9 protein-coding genes are annotated in these 18045 nt (G+C 66.8%); 8 read left to right on the top strand and 1 reads right to left on the bottom strand.

The features are described from left to right. The coding region (locus VGV37_RS13880) for an Lrp/AsnC family transcriptional regulator (RefSeq protein WP_326880286.1) at positions 1-426 on the top strand (426 nt) is incomplete at its 5' end. Here VGV37_RS13880 and VGV37_RS13875 read toward each other — a convergent pair. Next, a complete protein-coding gene (locus VGV37_RS13875) occupies positions 423-578 on the bottom strand; it encodes a hypothetical protein (RefSeq protein WP_326880284.1) in 156 nt (51 codons plus the stop codon). The genes VGV37_RS13880 and VGV37_RS13875 overlap by 4 nt on opposite strands. Before the next feature lie 202 nt (positions 579-780). On the opposite strand from VGV37_RS13875, the gene VGV37_RS13870 reads away from it, so the two are divergent. From VGV37_RS13870 to treY, 7 genes are read left to right on the top strand one after another with little or no spacing between them, the layout of a single operon-like run. Continuing rightward, entirely contained in the window at positions 781-3732 is a 2952-nt protein-coding gene (locus VGV37_RS13870) for an alpha-1,4-glucan--maltose-1-phosphate maltosyltransferase (protein ID WP_326880283.1), read from the top strand. Further along, on the top strand, positions 3729-7085 hold the full coding sequence (gene treS / locus VGV37_RS13865) for a maltose alpha-D-glucosyltransferase (RefSeq protein ID WP_414637992.1): 3357 nt from the start codon (positions 3729-3731) through the stop codon (positions 7083-7085). The genes VGV37_RS13870 and treS overlap by 4 nt, the downstream gene beginning before the upstream one ends. After that, entirely contained in the window at positions 7082-9259 is a 2178-nt protein-coding gene (gene glgB, locus VGV37_RS13860) for a 1,4-alpha-glucan branching protein GlgB (protein ID WP_326880282.1), read from the top strand. The genes treS and glgB overlap by 4 nt, the downstream gene beginning before the upstream one ends. Next, positions 9256-11406: a glycogen debranching protein GlgX gene (gene glgX / locus VGV37_RS13855; protein ID WP_326880281.1), complete on the top strand. Its 2151-nt coding sequence runs from the start codon at positions 9256-9258 to the stop codon at positions 11404-11406. The genes glgB and glgX overlap by 4 nt, the downstream gene beginning before the upstream one ends. After that, on the top strand, positions 11406-13214 hold the full coding sequence (gene treZ, locus VGV37_RS13850) for a malto-oligosyltrehalose trehalohydrolase (protein ID WP_326880280.1): 1809 nt from the start codon (positions 11406-11408) through the stop codon (positions 13212-13214). Before glgX ends, treZ begins: the two co-directional genes overlap by 1 nt. Continuing rightward, positions 13211-15328, top strand: coding sequence for a 4-alpha-glucanotransferase (malQ, locus tag VGV37_RS13845; protein ID WP_326880279.1), 2118 nt, complete (start codon positions 13211-13213; stop codon positions 15326-15328). Before treZ ends, malQ begins: the two co-directional genes overlap by 4 nt. Then, complete coding sequence (treY, locus tag VGV37_RS13840) at positions 15321-18011, top strand: malto-oligosyltrehalose synthase (protein ID WP_326880278.1); 2691 nt, start codon at positions 15321-15323, stop codon at positions 18009-18011. Before malQ ends, treY begins: the two co-directional genes overlap by 8 nt. Positions 18012-18045 lie beyond the last annotated feature (34 nt).

The raw sequence follows: 18045 nt of genomic DNA, 5'->3' as shown, positions 1-18045 counted from the left end.
CAGGAACTGGCGGAGCGGGTCGGCATGTCGGCGTCGCCATGCTGGCGACGCGTCAAGCGACTGGAGGAGAGCGGCGTGATCCGCGGCTATCAGGCGGTCGTCGATCGCCGGGCCGTTGGCCTCGGCGTTCTGGCCTTCGTGCGCGTCCTGATCGACACGCATTCGCATGACGAAGCCCAACGCTTCGAACATGATGTCCGCGAACTGGAACAGGTGATCGCCTGCTATTCCGTGGCCGGGGAGTCGGATTTCCTTCTACAGGTCGTCGCGGCCGACCTCGATGCCTATGCCGAATTCGCGATGACGATTATCCGTCGCCTACCCGGCATCAAGGAAATGCATACGATGTTCGTCCTGAAGGAAATCAAGGCGGCGACCGCGGTTCCGATCGGTGCCGGTACTGCGACCGCGGCCGCCCGCCCCTAGTATTTGACCGGTTCGGGCATCGGCGGCGTGCCCGGCGATTCCGAGGGAACGTCGGGCGACGTCGGCTCGATCGGCGGTGGCGTGACCAGCGGCGGAATGTCGGGACCCGGTGGCTGGGGCGGCGGCGTCGGCTGTTCGGACGGTAGAGACATCGATAAATCCTCCTGCCTTTCGAAACCGCGACGGCACCGATCGTTCCCGTGAACGACGCGTTTCGTCGCTGGAAATCGAGCGCAGCGAAAGGGTTCCGGAAATATTTGATGGAACCGACGCCCGTCGCGGTCGGTTTGGAGAGTGGTTGGCAGCCGTCGCAACGGCTTCCTGCGCTTACCCATTCCAAACCGAAAGGCGAACATGCAGACGGCTCCTCGCATCCTCGCCCTCTCCACTCTCACAGACGATGCCGCGGCCTCGGACCAGTTGCCGGCGATCGCCGCCCTGGGTTTCACCATGGTGGCTCTGTTCGACCCGGCCGCGGCCGAGAATCGGGGCGGGCTCGCCCGCCTGGCCGAGGCCGCCAAGGCGGCCGGCCTGCGCGTCATGGTGGCATTGCCGCCAGATGCCTCCACGGCGCTGGACCGGGTGCATGAGGACTTGGCGATCGGGGTGGACGGCTTCCTCGCCGTCTCGGCCGACCGTCTGGCATCGGCCGAATGGCGCCACGTGATCGGCGCGGCCCGCGCGATCGCACCCCAGGCCGTGTTCGCGGCCGAGACGCTGGGCGGCGATGCGAACCGCGCCCAGTCGTTGCGCGGCGCCGGGTTCGACCTGCTGTTGAATAGCGTCCGCTGGTGGGACGGGCGAGAGCCCTGGTTCCTGGATCAGCAAGCTGCTACCCGTCCCGTCGCCGGCTCGCTGGGGTTCCCCGATCTGCCGGGCATGCCGGCGGATCCGACCGATACCGACCGGATCCGTCGGCGACGGCTGATGATGGCGGCGACGCTCTCGACCGGCTGGCTGGTGCCCGCGACCTGGCTCGGACACGATGACGCGATGATCGCCGAAATCAACCGCCTGAAAGCGCTGCTGCCGAGCCTGAACGAAGAAGGCCCGATGACCAGGCTCGATAGCGGAACGCCCTCCGTGACCGCGATCCTGCGTGAGACCGGTATTAGGGACGACGGGCTGCTGATCCTGATCAATACCGATGGATCGGCGCCGCAGCCGGTCGATTTCGATGCGCTGCTGGGGGCGATCGAAAGGGATGGGATCGAAAGCCACGACGTGACGCCCGGCGCGTCACCGACGACCTTGCCGCCCTCGCCCCTGTTGCTCGACGCGGGCGAGATCCGCCTGGTGAGGATCGCCTACGAACACGAGCGCCTGTTCGGCCCCGCCGAACTGCCCGCCGCGCCCGATCGGCCGAGCCGGATCATCATCGAGCGGGTCACCCCGGAACTCGACGGCGGCCGATTGCCGGTGAAGCGGGTCGTCGGCGAAACCCTGGAGGTTTCGGCCGATATCTTCCGTGACGGCCACGACAAGATCGCCGCTGCACTCTGGCTCCGCTCGCAGGATTCCGGCGCCTGGCGGATCGCGCCGATGCACCATGTCGACAACGACCGCTGGGCCGGGCGCATCACGCTCGACCGGATCGGCGACGCGCGTTTTGCGGTCGGGGCCTGGACCGATCATTTCGCGAGCTGGCGCGACGAGGTCGCGAAGAAGCGCGCCGCCGGCCGGGCGATCGGCCTGGAATTGATCGAGGGCCGCGAATTGCTGGCGGCGGCGATCGAGCGCGCCGAGGGCGAGGACGCGAGCCGACTGCGCGACATCAAGGACCATGCCCTGACCCTGGACGAGCCGGTCCGGGCGGAATTCATGCTGTCCAATCGCGTGGCGCTGGCCATGGCGCGGGTGCCGGACCATGGCGACCTGACGTTCCAGGAACCGGTCGGCCGGGTGATGGTCGATCGCGAAGGGGCCCGCTTCGCCGCCTGGTACGAGATGTTCCCACGCAGCCAGGGCACGGACCCGACCAAGGCGGCCAGCTTTGCCGATTGCGCCGCCCGCCTGCCGGAGATCCGCGAGTTGGGCTTCGATGTGGTCTATCTGGTGCCGATCCACCCGATCGGCATGGTCAACCGCAAAGGTCGCAACAACAGCACGACGGCGGCGCCCGGCGAACCCGGCAGCCCCTATGCCATCGGCAGCACGGCTGGCGGCCACGACGCGATCGATCCGGACATCGGCACGATCGACGAGTTCCGCGGCTTCGTCCGCGCGGTCCATGACCATGGCATGGAAGTGGCGATGGATTTCGCCGTGCAATGCGCGCCGGACCATCCGTGGCTGACCGAGCATCCCGGCTGGTTCAAGCGCCGTCCCGACGGCACGATCAAGTTCGCCGAGAACCCGCCGAAGCGGTACGAGGACATTGTCAACGTCGACTTCGACCAGCCGGACTGGAAGGGGCTGTGGGAGGCGCTGCGCGACGTGATCCGGTTCTGGGTCGACGAGGGCGTCAAGATCTTCCGCGTCGACAATCCGCACACCAAGCCCGTCGCCTTCTGGGAATGGCTGATCGCCGACATCCGCAGCACGGCACCAGACGTGCTGTTCCTGGCCGAGGCGTTCACCCGGCCCAAGATGATGCGGCGCCTGGCCAAGATCGGCTTCAGCCAGTCCTACAGCTATTTCACCTGGCGCAACGACAAACGCGAGATCATCGACTATCTGACCGAGTTGACCGTCGGCGAGTCGGCGCAATATTACCGACCCAACTTCTTCCCGACCACGCCGGACATCCTGCCCTCCTACCTGCAGACCAGCGGACGCGCCGGTTTCGTCATCCGCCTGGTGCTGGCCGCGACGCTCTCGCCGGTCTACGGCCTCTACAACGGCTACGAGCTGTGCGAGGCCGAACCGGTGCCGGGCAAGGAGGAATTCCTCAATTCCGAGAAGTACCAGTACAAGGTCTGGGATTGGGATCGGCCCGGCAACATCAAGGACGAGATCGCGCGCATCAACCGCCTGCGCCACGATAGCCCGGCATTGCGCTTGTTCGACAATCTGCGCTTCCACGAAGCGACCCACGACGACGTGCTGTTCTACAGCAAGATGACGGCCGATCGGACCGAGCAGGTATTCGTGGCCGTGACGCTCGATCCCAAGCGTGTCGCGCGCAGCGAGATCGTCTTCCCCATGGATGCCATGGGCCTGCCCTGGGACGGCAGCTTCGAGACCGAGGACCTGTTCACCGGCGAGCGCCGCCGTTGGACCGGTGCCCGGCACGCGATCCTGCTCGATCCCGAAACCTACCCCGCGATGATCTTGCGCATCCGGCCCGTTGGAGCTGAGTCATGAGCAGCCGAGAAAAGAAGCCCGAATTGATGGAAGCCTCGGCACGCACGACCGAACAGATCCTGGTCGAGCGCGACTGGTACAAGGACGCCGTCATCTATGAACTGCACATCAAGTCGTTCTACGATTCCAACAATGACGGCATCGGCGATTTCGCCGGCCTGACCCAGAAGCTGGACTATCTGCAGGACCTGGGCGTCACGGCGATCTGGCTGTTGCCGTTCTACCCCTCGCCGCTGCGCGACGATGGCTACGACATCGCCGAATACAAAGACGTCAATCCATCCTACGGCACGATGAACGATTTCAAGATCTTCGTGCGCGAAGCCCATCGCCGCGGACTGCGCGTCATCACCGAGCTGGTGATCAACCATACCTCCGACCAGCATTCCTGGTTCCAGCGCGCGCGCAGTGCCAAGCCCGGCTCGAACCATCGCAATTTCTATGTCTGGTCCGACACGGACCAACGCTACCAGGACACGCGGATCATCTTCTGCGACACCGAGACGTCGAACTGGGCCTGGGATCCGGTGGCGCAGGCCTATTACTGGCACCGCTTCTATTCCCATCAGCCCGACCTGAACTTCGACAATCCGGCGGTGGTCCGCGCCGTCATCAACGTCATGCGCTTCTGGCTGGACCTGGGCGTCGACGGGTTGCGGCTCGATGCCGTGCCCTACCTGATCGAGCGCGAGGGCACCAACAACGAGAACCTGCTGGAAACCCATGCGATCCTGCGCACGCTGCGCGCCGAGATCGAGGCCTCGTATCCCGACAAGATGCTGCTGGCCGAGGCCAACCAATGGCCCGAAGACGTGCTGCCCTATTTCGGCAAGGGCGACGAATGCCACATGGCATTCCATTTCCCGCTGATGCCGCGCATCTACATGGCGGTCGCCCAGGAAGACCGCCATCCGATCACCGACATCATGCGCCAGACCCCGGACATCCCGGAGGGGTGCCAATGGGCGATCTTCCTGCGCAACCACGACGAGCTGACGCTCGAGATGGTGACCGACCGCGAGCGCGACTATCTGTGGGATTTCTATGCCGGCGACCGCCGCATGCGGATCAACCTCGGCATCCGCCGGCGCCTGGCGCCGCTGATGCAGAACGACCGCCGCCGGATCGACCTGCTGAACTCGATCCTGCTGTCGATGCCCGGGACGCCGGTGCTGTATTACGGCGACGAGATCGGCATGGGCGACAACGTCTATCTGGGGGACCGCGACGGCGTCCGCACGCCGATGCAATGGTCGCCCGACCGGAACGGCGGCTTCTCCCGTGCCGACCCCGCCCGCCTGTTCCTGCCGCCGGTGCAGGATCCGGAATACGGCTTCCTGTCGGTCAATGTCGAGGCGCAGAGCCGGTCGCCGACCTCGATGCTGAATTCCATGCGCCGGCTGATGGCGGTCCGGCGCGATCTGCGCTCGATGGGCCGCGGCAAGCTGATCTTCCTTTATCCGCACAACCGCAAGGTGCTGGCCTATATCCGCAGCTTCGAAGACGAGCTGGTGCTGTGCGTCATCAACCTGTCGCGCGCGGCGCAGTCGGTCGAACTCGACCTGTCGCCCTATCGCGGGCGCTTCCCGGTCGAGCTGCTCGGCCTGTCGACCTTTCCCCCGATCGGCGACCGGCCGTACCAGCTGACCATGGCGGGGCATAGCTTCTTCTGGTTCAAGCTGCTGGAACCCGGCCAGATCGAGGGTGGGCTTGCCATGGTCGAGGCTGGCCGCAACAGCGGCATCGAACCGGTCACCCTGGTGCTGCGCAGCGGCTGGGACGAGTTTCTGACCGGGGCCGCGGCTTCGGAGCTGGGTCGCACGGTGCTGCGCCAGTTCCTGCCGACCCAGCGCTGGTTCGCCGCCAAGGACGTCGGCATCGCGTCCGCCAAGATCGCGGATGCGGCCGATCTGCCGCGCCAGGATGCCGAGGAGGCCTGGAGCCTGGCGATCGTCGATGTCGCACTCGAGGACGGCCGGACCCAGCGTTACCAGATGCCGCTGGGCCTGGTTTGGGGCGCGCCGAATGCGGAAACGCGGGTCGCGGTCCAGCCGACCACGCTCGCCCATATCCGGCGCTTCCGGGCCGAAGGCGCGCTGTTCGACGGTGGCATCCATCCCGGGTGGGCGCTGGCCGTCATCGACGCGATCGGTGCCGGCCGCGACCTGCCGTTCCGCAGCGGCGGCACGGCACAATTCCGGCCGACCTCGAAATTCGCCGAGCGGCCGTTCCCCAAGGAGCCGGCGATCCGCCAGCTCGGCGTCGAACAATCCAACAGTTCGGTCGCCGTGCAGGATTACGGCGTGCTGAAATTCTATCGCCGCCTGGAAGACGGCATCCATCCCGAGATCGAGATGTGCCGTTTCCTGACCGAAGAGGCCGGTTATGGCGGCACCCCACCCCTGCTCGGCACCATCGAGCAGGCGGGCAGCGACGGTGCGATGACGGCGCTGGGCGTGCTCACCGGCTATGTCGCCAACCAGGGCGATGCATGGTCCTATGCCCAGGACCATCTGAAGCGGGCGTTCCAGGAGCGCTGGGGCGGCGCCGGCCAGCCGGCCGATGCGCAGATCCCGGTATCGGATCCCCATGCCTATATCCTGGAAATGATGGGCCGGCTGGGCCACCAGACCGCCGAGTTGCATCGGGCGCTGTGCCCAACCGGCGAGACCGAGCCCGCTTTCGCGCCGGAACCGATCACCACCGACGATCTGGAGGAATGGCGCCAGGAGACGCGGGCGAGTGCCGAGGCGATGCTGGAGCGCCTGGCGACGCAGCAGGCCACGACGCCCGACCCGGCGGTCGCCCGCCTGCTTGACCTGGGCAACACGCTGCTGGCCCGGATCGACGAAGCCCGGACCGCGAAGATCGCCGCGGTCAAGACGCGGCTGCACGGTGACTATCATCTGGGCCAGGTGCTGGTCGCCCAGAACGACTTCGCGATCATCGATTTCGAGGGCGAGCCCAAGAAATCGACCGAGGAGCGCCGGCGCAAGCACACGCCGTTGAAGGACGTCGCCGGCATGATCCGCTCGATCGACTATGCCGCCGCGGCCGCCGTGCGCGCTGCGACCGATCTGCCGTCGGTCGACAGCGCGGCGCTGGAGACGATGTGCCGCGACTGGCGCGACCGGTCGATCACGGCCTTCATGTCCGCCTATCGCAGCACCATCGAGGGGGCTGCCTGCTGGCCCGCCGATGCGGCCGGCGCGCGCGCGCTGATCGAGCTGATGCTGATCGACAAGGCGCTCTACGAAATCGGCTACGAACTCGCCAACCGGCCAGCCTGGCTGGGCATTCCGATCCAGGGGATCGTCGATCTCCTGACCAACCCGAACGAGGAGCGCCCATGACGTCCGTTGCCGAGCGCCTCGACGAATCCTTCCGTGCCGACCCGTTCGGCTTCCTGGGCCTGCACGAGACGGGCGGCGCCCTGGTGCTGCGCGCCTTCGTACCGTGGGCCGACACCCTGACCGCGATCGATGCGGCGAGCGGCGAAGAGATCGCCCCCCTCGACCGCAAGACCGCCGACGGGCTGTTCGAGGGCAACCTCGGCAAGCGGGCGCGCTTCAACTATCGCCTGCGCGCCCATGCCGGGGATCGCATCGTCGATTTCGAGGATCCCTACAAGTTCGGTCCGGTGCTGGGCGAGATCGACCTGCATCTGCTGGGCGAAGGCACCCATCAGCGGGCGTTCAGCAAGCTCGGCGCCCATCCGATGACCGTCGACGGGGTCGATGGCGTGGGCTTCGCCGTCTGGGCGCCGAACGCGCGGGCGGTCAGCGTCGTCGGCGGCTTCAACGACTGGGACGGCCGTCGCCATCCGATGCGCAAGCATCCGGGTGCCGGCGTGTGGGACCTGTTCATTCCTTCCGTAGCCGCGGGCACGGCGTATAAATACGAAATCCAGGGAGCAAACGGCGCGGTGCTGCCGCTCAAGGCCGACCCGCTCGCCTTGCAGGCGGAGCACCCGCCCGCGACCGCGTCCGTCGTGGCCGCCGCCCCGGCTCATGCCTGGCGCGATGCGGCCTGGATGAAGGCGCGGGCCGAGCGCAATGCGCGCGAGGCACCGATCTCGATCTACGAGGTGCAGCTGGGCTCCTGGGCACGCCACGAGGATGGCCGCCCGCTCAGCTATCGCGAGCTGGCCGAACGGCTGGTGCCTTATGTCGCGAACCTGGGCTTCACCCATATCGAAGTGCTCCCGGTCTCCGAATATCCGTTCGACGGTTCGTGGGGCTATCAGCCGATCGGACTGTTCGCGCCGACCAGCCGGTTCGGCACGCCAGACGATTTCCGGTATTTCGTCGATGCCTGCCACCAGGCCGGCCTGGCCCTCTGGCTCGACTGGGTGCCGGGGCATTTTCCGACCGACCAGCATGGGCTGGGCCTGTTCGACGGCACCCACCTCTACGAGCACGCCGATCCGCGCCAGGGCTTCCACCAGGACTGGAACACGCTGATCTTCAATTACGGCCGGCGCGAAGTGGTCAATTACCTGATCGCCAATGCCTTGTCGTGGCTGGAAAATTTCCATGTCGACGGGCTGCGCGTCGATGCGGTCGCCTCGATGCTCTACCTCGACTACAGCCGCAAGGCCGGCGAGTGGGTTCCCAATAAGTTCGGCGGCCGAGAAAATCTCGACGCAGTCGATTTCCTGCGCCGTTTCAACGAATTGGTGTTCGCCCAGGCACCGGGCGCGACCACCGCGGCCGAGGAATCGACCGCGTGGCCCATGGTCTCGGCGCCGACCTATCTGGGCGGCCTCGGTTTCGGCTTCAAATGGAACATGGGCTGGATGCACGACACGCTCCAGTACATGAGCCTGGACCCGATCCATCGGAAGTACCATCACAACAAGCTGACCTTCGGCCTGCTCTACGCCTTCTCCGAGAATTTCATCCTGCCCTTGAGCCATGACGAGGTCGTGCATGGCAAGGGCTCGCTGCTGACCAAGATGCCGGGCGACCGGTGGCAGAAATTCGCCAACCTGCGCGCCTACTACGCCTTCATGTGGGCGCATCCCGGCAAAAAGCTGATGTTCATGGGCTGTGAGTTCGGTCAGGAACGGGAGTGGAACCACGATGGGCAGCTCGATTGGCACCTGCTGGACGACAAGCTGCACGGCGGCGTGCATCGGCTGATCCGCGACCTGAACCAGCTCTATCGCAGCGAGACCGCGCTGCATCGGCTCGATGCCCTGCCCGAAGGCTTCGCCTGGGTCGACGCCACCGACAGCGACCAGAGTGTGCTGAGCTTCCTGCGCTTCGACGCCGGGCACCGGCACATGGCGCTGGTGCTGTGCAACTTCACGCCCCAGCCGCGCTACGGCTATCGCGTCGGCGTGCCGCGCGAAGGCCGCTGGACCGAACGGCTCAACACCGACTCCGGCCTCTATGGCGGCAGCGACCTCGGCAATGCCGGCGGGGTCGAGGCCGAAGCCATGCCGTGGCATGGCTACCCCTACTCGGTTCTCGTCACCTTGCCGCCGCTCGCGACCGTCATTCTCACGGCGGAGCCTTCATGAACCTGGATCACGCCCCACCACCCAATCCGATCCTGCTGCCCGGAAAACCCTATCCGATGGGTGCGACCTGGGACGGTGCCGGCGTCAATTTCAGCCTGTTCTCGGCCCATGCAACCGCGGTCGATCTGTGTCTGTTCGACCCGACCGGCATGCGCGAAGTGGCCCGGCTGAAGATGCCGGAATATACCGACCAGGCGTGGCATGGCTATCTGCCGGAAGCACGGCCGGGCCTCCTCTATGGCTATCGTGTCCACGGGCCCTACGAACCCAAGAACGGCCATCGCTTCAACCGGCACAAGCTGCTGATCGATCCCTATGCCCGGTCGCTGCGCGGCCCGCTGCGCTGGAGCGACGTACATTACGGCTATCGCGCCAGCAGCACGCGCGACGACCTGAGCTTCGACCGGCGCGACAACGCGCGGGGCGTTCCCAAGTCCGAGGTGGTGGAGAGCGCCTTTTCCTGGGGCGATCATCGCCGCCCAAACACGCCCTGGCCCGAGACGATCATCCTCGAGGCCCATGTGAAGGGCATGACCCAGAAGCATCCGGAAGTCGACCCACGCTTTCGTGGCACGCTCTCAGGCCTGGTGGCACCGCGCATGCTGGACCATCTGTGCAAGCTGGGCATCACCGCGATCGAGCTGCTGCCGATCCATGCCTTCATCAACGACCGCCACCTGATCCAGCAGGGCAAGACCAATTACTGGGGTTACAACTCGCTGAGCCTCTTCGCGCCCGATCCGCGCTACCTCGCGACCGGCTCGATCGACGAGATGAAGACCGCCGTGCGCCGCCTGCACGAGGCCGGAATCGAGGTCATCCTCGACGTGGTCTACAACCACACGGCCGAAGGCAACCACCTGGGACCGACCCTGTCGTTCCGCGGCATCGACAATGCCAGCTATTACCGGCTGAAGGAGGATCGGCGCCTCTATGTCGATTATACCGGCACCGGCAACACGCTGAACATCGACCATCCGCGCGTGTTGCAACTGGTCATGGACTCGCTGCGCTACTGGGCCAGCGAGATGCGGGTCGACGGTTTCCGCTTCGACCTCGCGACCACGTTGGCGCGCGAGAAGGATCCGTTCGATCCCGGTAGCGCCTTCCTGGACGCGGTGCGCCAGGACCCGGTCCTGAACCAGATGAAGCTGATCGCCGAGCCCTGGGACCTGGGCCCGGACGGGTACCGCGTCGGCGGGTTCCCGCCAGGCTGGGCCGAGTGGAACGCGCCTTATCGCGACGTGGTCCGGCGCTTCTGGAAGGGCGACGAAAACATGCTGGCAGAGATGGGCAGCCGGCTCGCCGGTTCCTCCGACATCTTCGGCTACAATGGTCGGCGGCCCTGGGCCTCGATCAATTTCGTCACCGCCCACGACGGCTTCACCCTGCAGGATCTCGTCTCCTACGACACGAAGCACAACGAGGACAATGGCGAAGGCAACCGCGATGGCCACGACGCCAATTTCTCGTGGAACTGCGGCGTCGAGGGACCGACCGACGATCCGAAGATCCTGGCGCTGCGCCGCCGGCAGAAGCGTAACATCATGGCGGCGCTGCTGTTGTCGCTGGGCGTGCCGATGCTGCTGGCCGGTGACGAGCTGGGCCGGACGCAGCAAGGCAACAACAACGCCTATTGTCAGGATAACGAGCTGTCCTGGATCGACTGGCAGGGTGTCGACGAGGACGGCCTGCGCTTTCAGAGCTTCGTCGAATTCCTGATCCGCCTGCGCCGCGACCATCACGTCTTCTCGCGCCCGCAGTTCCTGCGCGGGGCGGAACAGTCCGACGGGCTGAAGGACATCACGTGGGTGACGCCTGACGGCCGGGAATATACGCCGGAAGATTGGAACAAACCCTACGCCCGCTGCCTTGGATATCTGTTGAACGGGCGCGCGGGCTCGTACTACCGCGGTCCGACCGGGCATCGGGACTTCGACAAGAGCTTTCTCGTTCTGGTCAATGCCCACCATGAGGAGATCGCGTTCCAGGTACCCCCGACCCCGCGCCCGATGCGGTGGGAGGCCCTCGTCGATACCGCGTTCGAAACCGGATTCGCCGAACCCGGCACCGAGATCGAGGCCGGTCGCGCTTTCCCGTTAAAGGCCCGGTCGCTCGTCCTGTTCATTCATCGGGAGGCGAACTGATGCGACGTCATCGTCCTTTATCGTTCGGTGCGGAAATCCTGTCGGAAGGCGTCCAGTTCCGCCTGTGGGCGCCCGACGCCGAGGTTGTGTTCCTGACATTCGCGGATGGGCGGCAGTTTCCCATGATGATGGGACCGGACGGCTGGTTCGAACTCACCACCGCCGAGGCCGGCGCCGGCACCCGCTATCGCTATCGGATCGGCGACGCGTTCTATCCCGATCCGGCCTCGCGCAGCCAACCCGATGACGCGCTCGCCGTCAGCGCGGTCGTCGATCCCAATGCCTACGACTGGCGCGACGGCGGCTGGCAGGGCGTGCCTTGGGCCGAGGCGGTCATCTACGAGCTGCATCCCGGCACTTTTTCCGAAGCGGGCGATTTTGCCGGGATCGCGCAGCATCTCGACCATCTGCTGGCACTCGGCGTGACTCTGATCGAACTGATGCCGGTGGCCGAATGCCCCGGCCGCTGGAACTGGGGCTATGACGGCGTGCTGCCGTTCGCGCCCGCCCAGCGCTATGGCGGTCCGGAGGCGATGAAGCGCCTGGTCGACGAATGCCATCAGCGCGGCATCGGCGTGATCCTGGACGTGGTCTATAACCACTTCGGCCCGGCCGGCAATTTCCTGCACGCCTATGCCAGCCGGTTCTTCACCGACAAGCACCATACGCCCTGGGGCAGCGCCATCAATTTCGACGATGTCGGCGCCGCCAACGTCCGGCGCTTCTTCATCGAGAACGCGCTCTATTGGCTGGACGAATTCCATCTGGACGGCCTGCGCTTCGATGCGGTGCATGCGATCGAGGACACCAGCACCCAGCCGATCCTGGAAGAACTGGGGGAGACCATTCGGACCGAGTTGCCCGGCCGGTTGATCCATCTGATCCTGGAGAACGATCGCAACCAGTCGAGCTTGCTGGGCAATGGCGTCGGTGGTCCGGGTCCCTATGACGCCCAGTGGAACGATGATTTCCACCACGCCCTGCGGGTGGCCCTGACGGGAGCCGCTGGCGGCTACTACGACGATTATGCCCGCGATCCGGTAGCACGGGTCGGTCGCGCGCTTGCCGAGGGCTTCGTCTATCAGGGCGAGGCGTCGCCCCATCGCGACGGCCGCCCACGCGGTGAGCCGTCGGCCGATCTGCCGCCGAGCGCCTTCGTCAATTTCATCCAGAATCACGACCAGGTGGGCAATCACGCCTACGGCTGGCGCCTGCCCCACTTCGCCGACCGCGCCAGCCTGCGTGCCGCCGCCGCCATCCTGCTGCTGAGTCCGGCCGTGCCGATGCTGTTCATGGGCGAGGAATGGGCGACGGACCGACCCTTCCCGTTCTTCTGCGATTTCGACGGCGACCTGGCGGGCGCGGTGCGCAAGGGCCGCGCCAAGGAATTCGCCGGCTTCGCCGAATTCCGCGACGAGGCGGCCCGCGCGCGCATTCCCGATCCGCTCGCCGAGGCGACGTTCCTGTCGGCGAAGCTCGACTGGCCAGCCCTCGATGAGCCGGCACATGCCGAAATGTTGGCGTTCTACCGACAGTTGCTGGCGCTGCGGCGCAAACACATCGCGCCGCTGCTGGCTCACAGCGACCGTCCCCAGGGTCAGTTCGTCCGCCTGGGCGCCGGCGGCCTCGAGGTCCGCTGGCGGCTCGACGGGGCGGAGCTGACGCTGCTCGCCAACCTGTCCGACGAGCCGCTCGCCGCTACCCAACGCCCCGGCCGCGGCGAGCTGATCTATCGCAGTCACGAGGCGGTGGAAAATCTGCCCCCGCGCTTCGTTTCCGTCACGCTCCAGGGAGCCGCGCAATCATGAGCGTCCATCGCGCCCTGCTCCATCGACTGGCGGCCCATGCGGGGATCGCGACGGAGTGGCGCGACGTCTGGGGCAAGCCCCACACCGTACCGGCCGATAGCCTGATCGCCCTGCTGGACGCGATGGGGGTTCCGGCCCAGACGGAGGCAATCGCGCGGGTCAGCCTGAAGCGGCGTGCGCGATCGACCGCGCTGCCGGCGGCGCTCGTCGTCGACTCCGGCAAGGGAACCTCGGTCGCGGTGCCCGACGCCTCCGTCGGCCGGCGATGGACGCTGTCCTGTGAGGATGGCCGGGACATCGAGGGCGAGCTGACGGAAGGGGAGCGTGCCCTGACGCTGCCCGCGTTGCCGGACGGCTATCACCGGTTGCGGTTTGCCGACGACGGTGAAACGATCCAGGTCATCGCGTCGCCCGGCGAGTGTCATCTGCCGGTGGGCGCCGAAGCGCGCGATTGGGGCCTCGCGACCCAGCTCTACGGCCTGCGCACGCCGACGCAATGGGGCATCGGCGATTTCACCGACCTGGGCACGATCGGCGCCGGCGTGGCGGCCCGCGGCGGCAGCATGATCGGGGTCAATCCGCTCCATGCCCTGTTCCCTGCCGCGCCCCATCGGATCAGCCCCTATTCGCCATCCAGCCGCCTGTTCCTCAATCCACTCTACATCGACGTCACAGCCGTGCCCGACCTCGCGGCCTGCGAGCCGGCGCGGCAGCGCATCGCGAGCAGCGAATTCGGCGACCAGTTGGCGCACGTGCAAGCGAGCGAGCTCGTTGAGTATCCGGCGGTGGCGCGGCTCAAGGCCGGCATCCTACGCCTGCTCTGGCGCTCGTTTCGCGACGATCACCTGGCGTCCACGTCCAGCGAGCGCGGTCAGGCGTTCCGACGATTTCAGCAGGAGTTGGGCCAGCCGCTGGTCCGGTTCGCCCAGTTTCACGCGCTGCAGTCCCATCATCTCGACCATACCGGCTTCGCCTGGAAGGATTGGCCGGACGGGCTTCGTTCGGCCGACGGCGCCGATACGCCACGGTTCGCCGCCGCCCATGAGGACGAAATCCTCTATCACCAGTATCTGCAGTGGGAGGCGGACCGACAGCTGGGCCAGGCAGCCAGGACGGCGGGCCTGTCGATCGGTATCTATCGCGACCTGGCGATCGGCGCCGATCCTTATGGTGCAGACACCTGGAGCGCGCCCGACAGCTACATCACCGGCGCCTCGGTCGGCGCGCCGCCGGACCTGCTGAACCGCCAGGGACAGAACTGGGGGCTGACCGCCTATAGCCCGCTAGCGCTCAGGACCCAGGCCTACCAGCCGTTCATCGCGGCGCTGCGTGCCAACATGCGCCATGCCGGCGCCCTGCGCATCGACCATGTCATGGGGCTGAAGCAGCTGTATCTCGTGCCAGAGGGACAATCGGCCGAGCGTGGCGCCTACATCCGCTATCCGTTCGAGGACATGGTCCGCATCCTGGCCCTGGAAAGCCGGCGCAACCGGTGCCTGGTCGTGGGCGAAGACCTGGGCACCGTGCCGCACGCGTTCCGCCCCCGGATGGCGCGGGCAAAGATCCTGTCCTGCCGCATCCTGATGTTCGAGCGCGGCGCGGGCGACCGGTTCAAATCGCCCACGGCCTACCCGCCCCTCGCCGCCGCCGGCGCCGGCACCCACGATCTGCCGCCGCTGAAGAGCTGGTGGCAAGGCGTCGACATCCATGAGCGCGCGGCGCTGGGGCTGTATCCGACCGCCGCCGCGCGCCATCGCGATGAGGCGGCGCGTGCGCTGGACCGGCATCGCTTGGTTGCGGCCCTGCGCCGCCAGGACCTGATGCCACCGGACCTCGAAGCCAAGCTGGCGGAGGATTTCCACCACGACCTGATCGCGGCGGTGCATCGCTTCCTCGCGCGCACGCCCAGTGCGCTGCTGCTGGTCCAGGCCGAGGATCTGCTGGGCATCGAGACCATGGTCAACCTGCCGGGCACCATGGACGAGCATCCGAACTGGCGCCGGCGCCTGCCGATCCCGATCGCGGAGCTACTGAACGACGCGCGCTTCGCCGCCCTTTCGGCGCTGCGCTCGAACCCCGATACGGTCGAGCCGAGGCAAAAACGTCATGGTTGATCCTGCCTGGGCCCCGCCTCGTGCGACCTACCGGCTGCAGCTGACCCGCGACTTCACGTTCCGGGACGCCCGCGCCATCGTGCCGCTGATCGCCCAGTTGGGCGTCAGCCATGCCTATCTCTCGCCGATCTTGACCGCCCGACCCGGCAGCACCCATGGCTACGACGTGACCGATCACGACGAGATCAATCCGGAACTGGGCGGCGAGGCCGGTTTCCTCGACCTCGCCGAGACGCTGCATCGTCACGGGCTGGCCATCCTGCTCGACATCGTGCCGAACCACATGGGGGTCGGACCCGGCAACGGCCGCTGGATGGATCTGCTACGCTGGGGCCGTCATTCCACGTCGGCGGATTTCTTCGACATCGACTGGCATCCGCCCCAGCCCGACCTCGTCGACAAGGTGATGCTGCCATTCCTGGGCGGGGCGCCCGATGCCCTGGTGGCGAAAGGCGAGATCGAACTGGCCTTCGACGGCGCCCAGTTCCTGGTGCGCTATCACGATCATGCATGGCCGGTCACGCCGACCAGCGTCGGGCCGATCCTGGAATATGCCGCGAACGGCGCGCCGGAGTTAGTGCATCTCGCGCGCGATTTCGCGGCCCTCGACGCCCTGACCGGAGCCTCCGCGGCGCTGCGCCAGCGGGCTGAACGGCTGGAGGCGGAACTCGCACTCCGCAAGGACGCCCATGCCGCGGTGCAGGCCGCCGTCGCCGCGTGGAATGGCAGCGGCCGCCACCGCCTGACCGCCCTGCTGGAGCGGCAATGCTGGCGCCTGGCCGATTGGCGCCGGGCGGCCGGCGAGATCAACTATCGACGTTTCTTCGCGATCAATGACCTGGTCGCGGTCCGTGCCGAGCGTCCGGAGGTCTTCGATGCCAGTCATGGCCTGATCCTGCGCCTGGTCGCCGACGGGCTGGTCGACGGATTGCGTATCGACCATATCGACGGCCTGGCCGACCCGAAGGCCTATTTGGATCGCCTGGCGTCCGCCGTCAGGTCCCGGGGCCGGCACCCTTACATCCTGGTCGAAAAGATCCTCGGCGCGGACGAAACGCTGCCCGCCGCCTGGCCAGTCGCCGGCAGCACCGGCTATGACCGGCTAGGGCCGATCGACCGGCTGTTCTGCGATCCCGACGGCGCCGACACGATCATCCAGGACTATTGCCGCCTGACCGGGCGCCCGGCGGATCCGGCCGGGATGGTCCTGGCCGCGAAACGCCGGTTCCTCGAAACCGAATTCGCCAGCGAGATGTCTCGTCTGGCCCACGCAACCCGAGCTGTCGCCGACGAGGGTTGCCGCGCGCTGCCGCTCGACGCCTTCGAACGAGCCTTGATCGAGGTGATCGCCCGCCTGCCGGTCTATCGCACCTATGCCGACGCCGAAGGCATCGATCCGGTCGAGCGGTCGCGCATCGTCGCCGCGATCGAGGCCGCCGCGGTCGAGCCGCCCGTGCTGGCGACTTTCCTGACCGCGCTCCTGACCAGCGATGTCGAGGCAGAGCCGGCGCAGGCGGCGGTCGTGCGCCTGTTCCAGCAGCTCTCCGGACCGGCCATGGCCAAGGGGCTGGAGGACACCGTGTTCTTCCAGCACGTGCCGCTGCTGGGTTTGAACGAGGTGGGTGGTGAGCCCGGCGGCATGTCGCTGGACCCGGCCTCGTTCCACAAATTCAATGAAGCGAAGCTGCAGGCGCACCCGAACGAATTGATCGCCGGGTCGACCCACGATACGAAACGGGGCGAGGACGCGCGCACGCGGCTGCTGGCCTTGACGTCGGTTTCCGCGCTGTGGCGCGAGCGGCAGGAAACGTGGCGACGGCTTGGACCAACCGCCCCGAGCCCGAACGACGCCGCCTATTTGGCGCAAACCCTCGTCGGCGCTTGGCCGCCCGGCCTCGCGGCCGACGACGAGGACGGTCTCGCAGCCTTTGCCGCCCGTGTTGGTCCTGCGATGCTGAAAGCGGTCCGGGAGGCCAAGGAACGCACGAATTGGAGCGAGCCGGACGAGGTCTACGAGCAAGCGCTGGAGGCCTATGTCGCGGCATCGCTCGATCCCGATCGTAGCGGGCCGTTTCTGGCCGAGCTCGCCGGCTTCTGCGAAACGACGGGATTCTGGGGGGCGCTCACCTCCCTGTCGGCCACTCTGCTACGCCTGACGACGCCGGGCGTTCCCGACATCTATCAGGGCGCCGATGGCTGGAACCTGTCCATGGTCGATCCTGACAACCGTCGGCCGGTCGACTATCGCGCGGCGGCGACGCGCCTCGGCACCGCGCGGACCGGCTTGGATCGGTTGCGCGGGAATTGGCACGACGGCGCGGTCAAGAGCGATCTCGTCCGGCGGACGCTGGAGTTGCGGCGAACTCACCCCGCCCTGTTCGCCGAAGGCAGCTATCGCCCGCTGGACGTCCAGGGCGCGACAGCGAGCCTGCTCGTGGCTTTTGCCCGGGAAGGACAGGGCCGCATCCTGGTTCTCGCCCCGCGCTTCTGGCCCCGCCTCTGGCCCGGCGATGCGACCGGGCCGGCTTGGGGCGATATGAAAGTAACCGTCCCGGCCGGTACCTACCGGAACGTCTTCACCGATGGCCGGATCATCGTGGCCGATGCCGAACCGACGGCCGTCACGACATTGCTTGGTAATTTTCCGGTCGGCCTGCTCGTGACCGACACCCCCGTCTCGTGATTTTTGGCAACGCAGGCGCCGGTCTGCGCGTTGT

This window comes from Aliidongia sp. (genome assembly GCF_035943795.1).
Lineage (GTDB): Bacteria > Pseudomonadota > Alphaproteobacteria > ATCC43930 > CGMCC-115725 > Aliidongia.
Note: the sequence above shows the minus strand (reverse complement) of the source record. Positions and strands in the feature narration are given on the sequence as shown.

Excerpts from the sequence above, each read along its gene's own strand:
- VGV37_RS13875 (WP_326880284.1), bottom strand. The coding sequence starts at position 578 with ATGTCTCTACCGTCCGAACAGCCGACGCCGCCGCCCCAGCCACCGGGT.
- VGV37_RS13870 (WP_326880283.1), top strand. The coding sequence starts at position 781 with ATGCAGACGGCTCCTCGCATCCTCGCCCTCTCCACTCTCACAGACGAT.
- treS (WP_414637992.1), top strand. The coding sequence starts at position 3,729 with ATGAGCAGCCGAGAAAAGAAGCCCGAATTGATGGAAGCCTCGGCACGC.
- glgB (WP_326880282.1), top strand. The coding sequence starts at position 7,082 with ATGACGTCCGTTGCCGAGCGCCTCGACGAATCCTTCCGTGCCGACCCG.
- glgX (WP_326880281.1), top strand. The coding sequence starts at position 9,256 with ATGAACCTGGATCACGCCCCACCACCCAATCCGATCCTGCTGCCCGGA.
- treZ (WP_326880280.1), top strand. The coding sequence starts at position 11,406 with ATGCGACGTCATCGTCCTTTATCGTTCGGTGCGGAAATCCTGTCGGAA.
- malQ (WP_326880279.1), top strand. The coding sequence starts at position 13,211 with ATGAGCGTCCATCGCGCCCTGCTCCATCGACTGGCGGCCCATGCGGGG.
- treY (WP_326880278.1), top strand. The coding sequence starts at position 15,321 with ATGGTTGATCCTGCCTGGGCCCCGCCTCGTGCGACCTACCGGCTGCAG.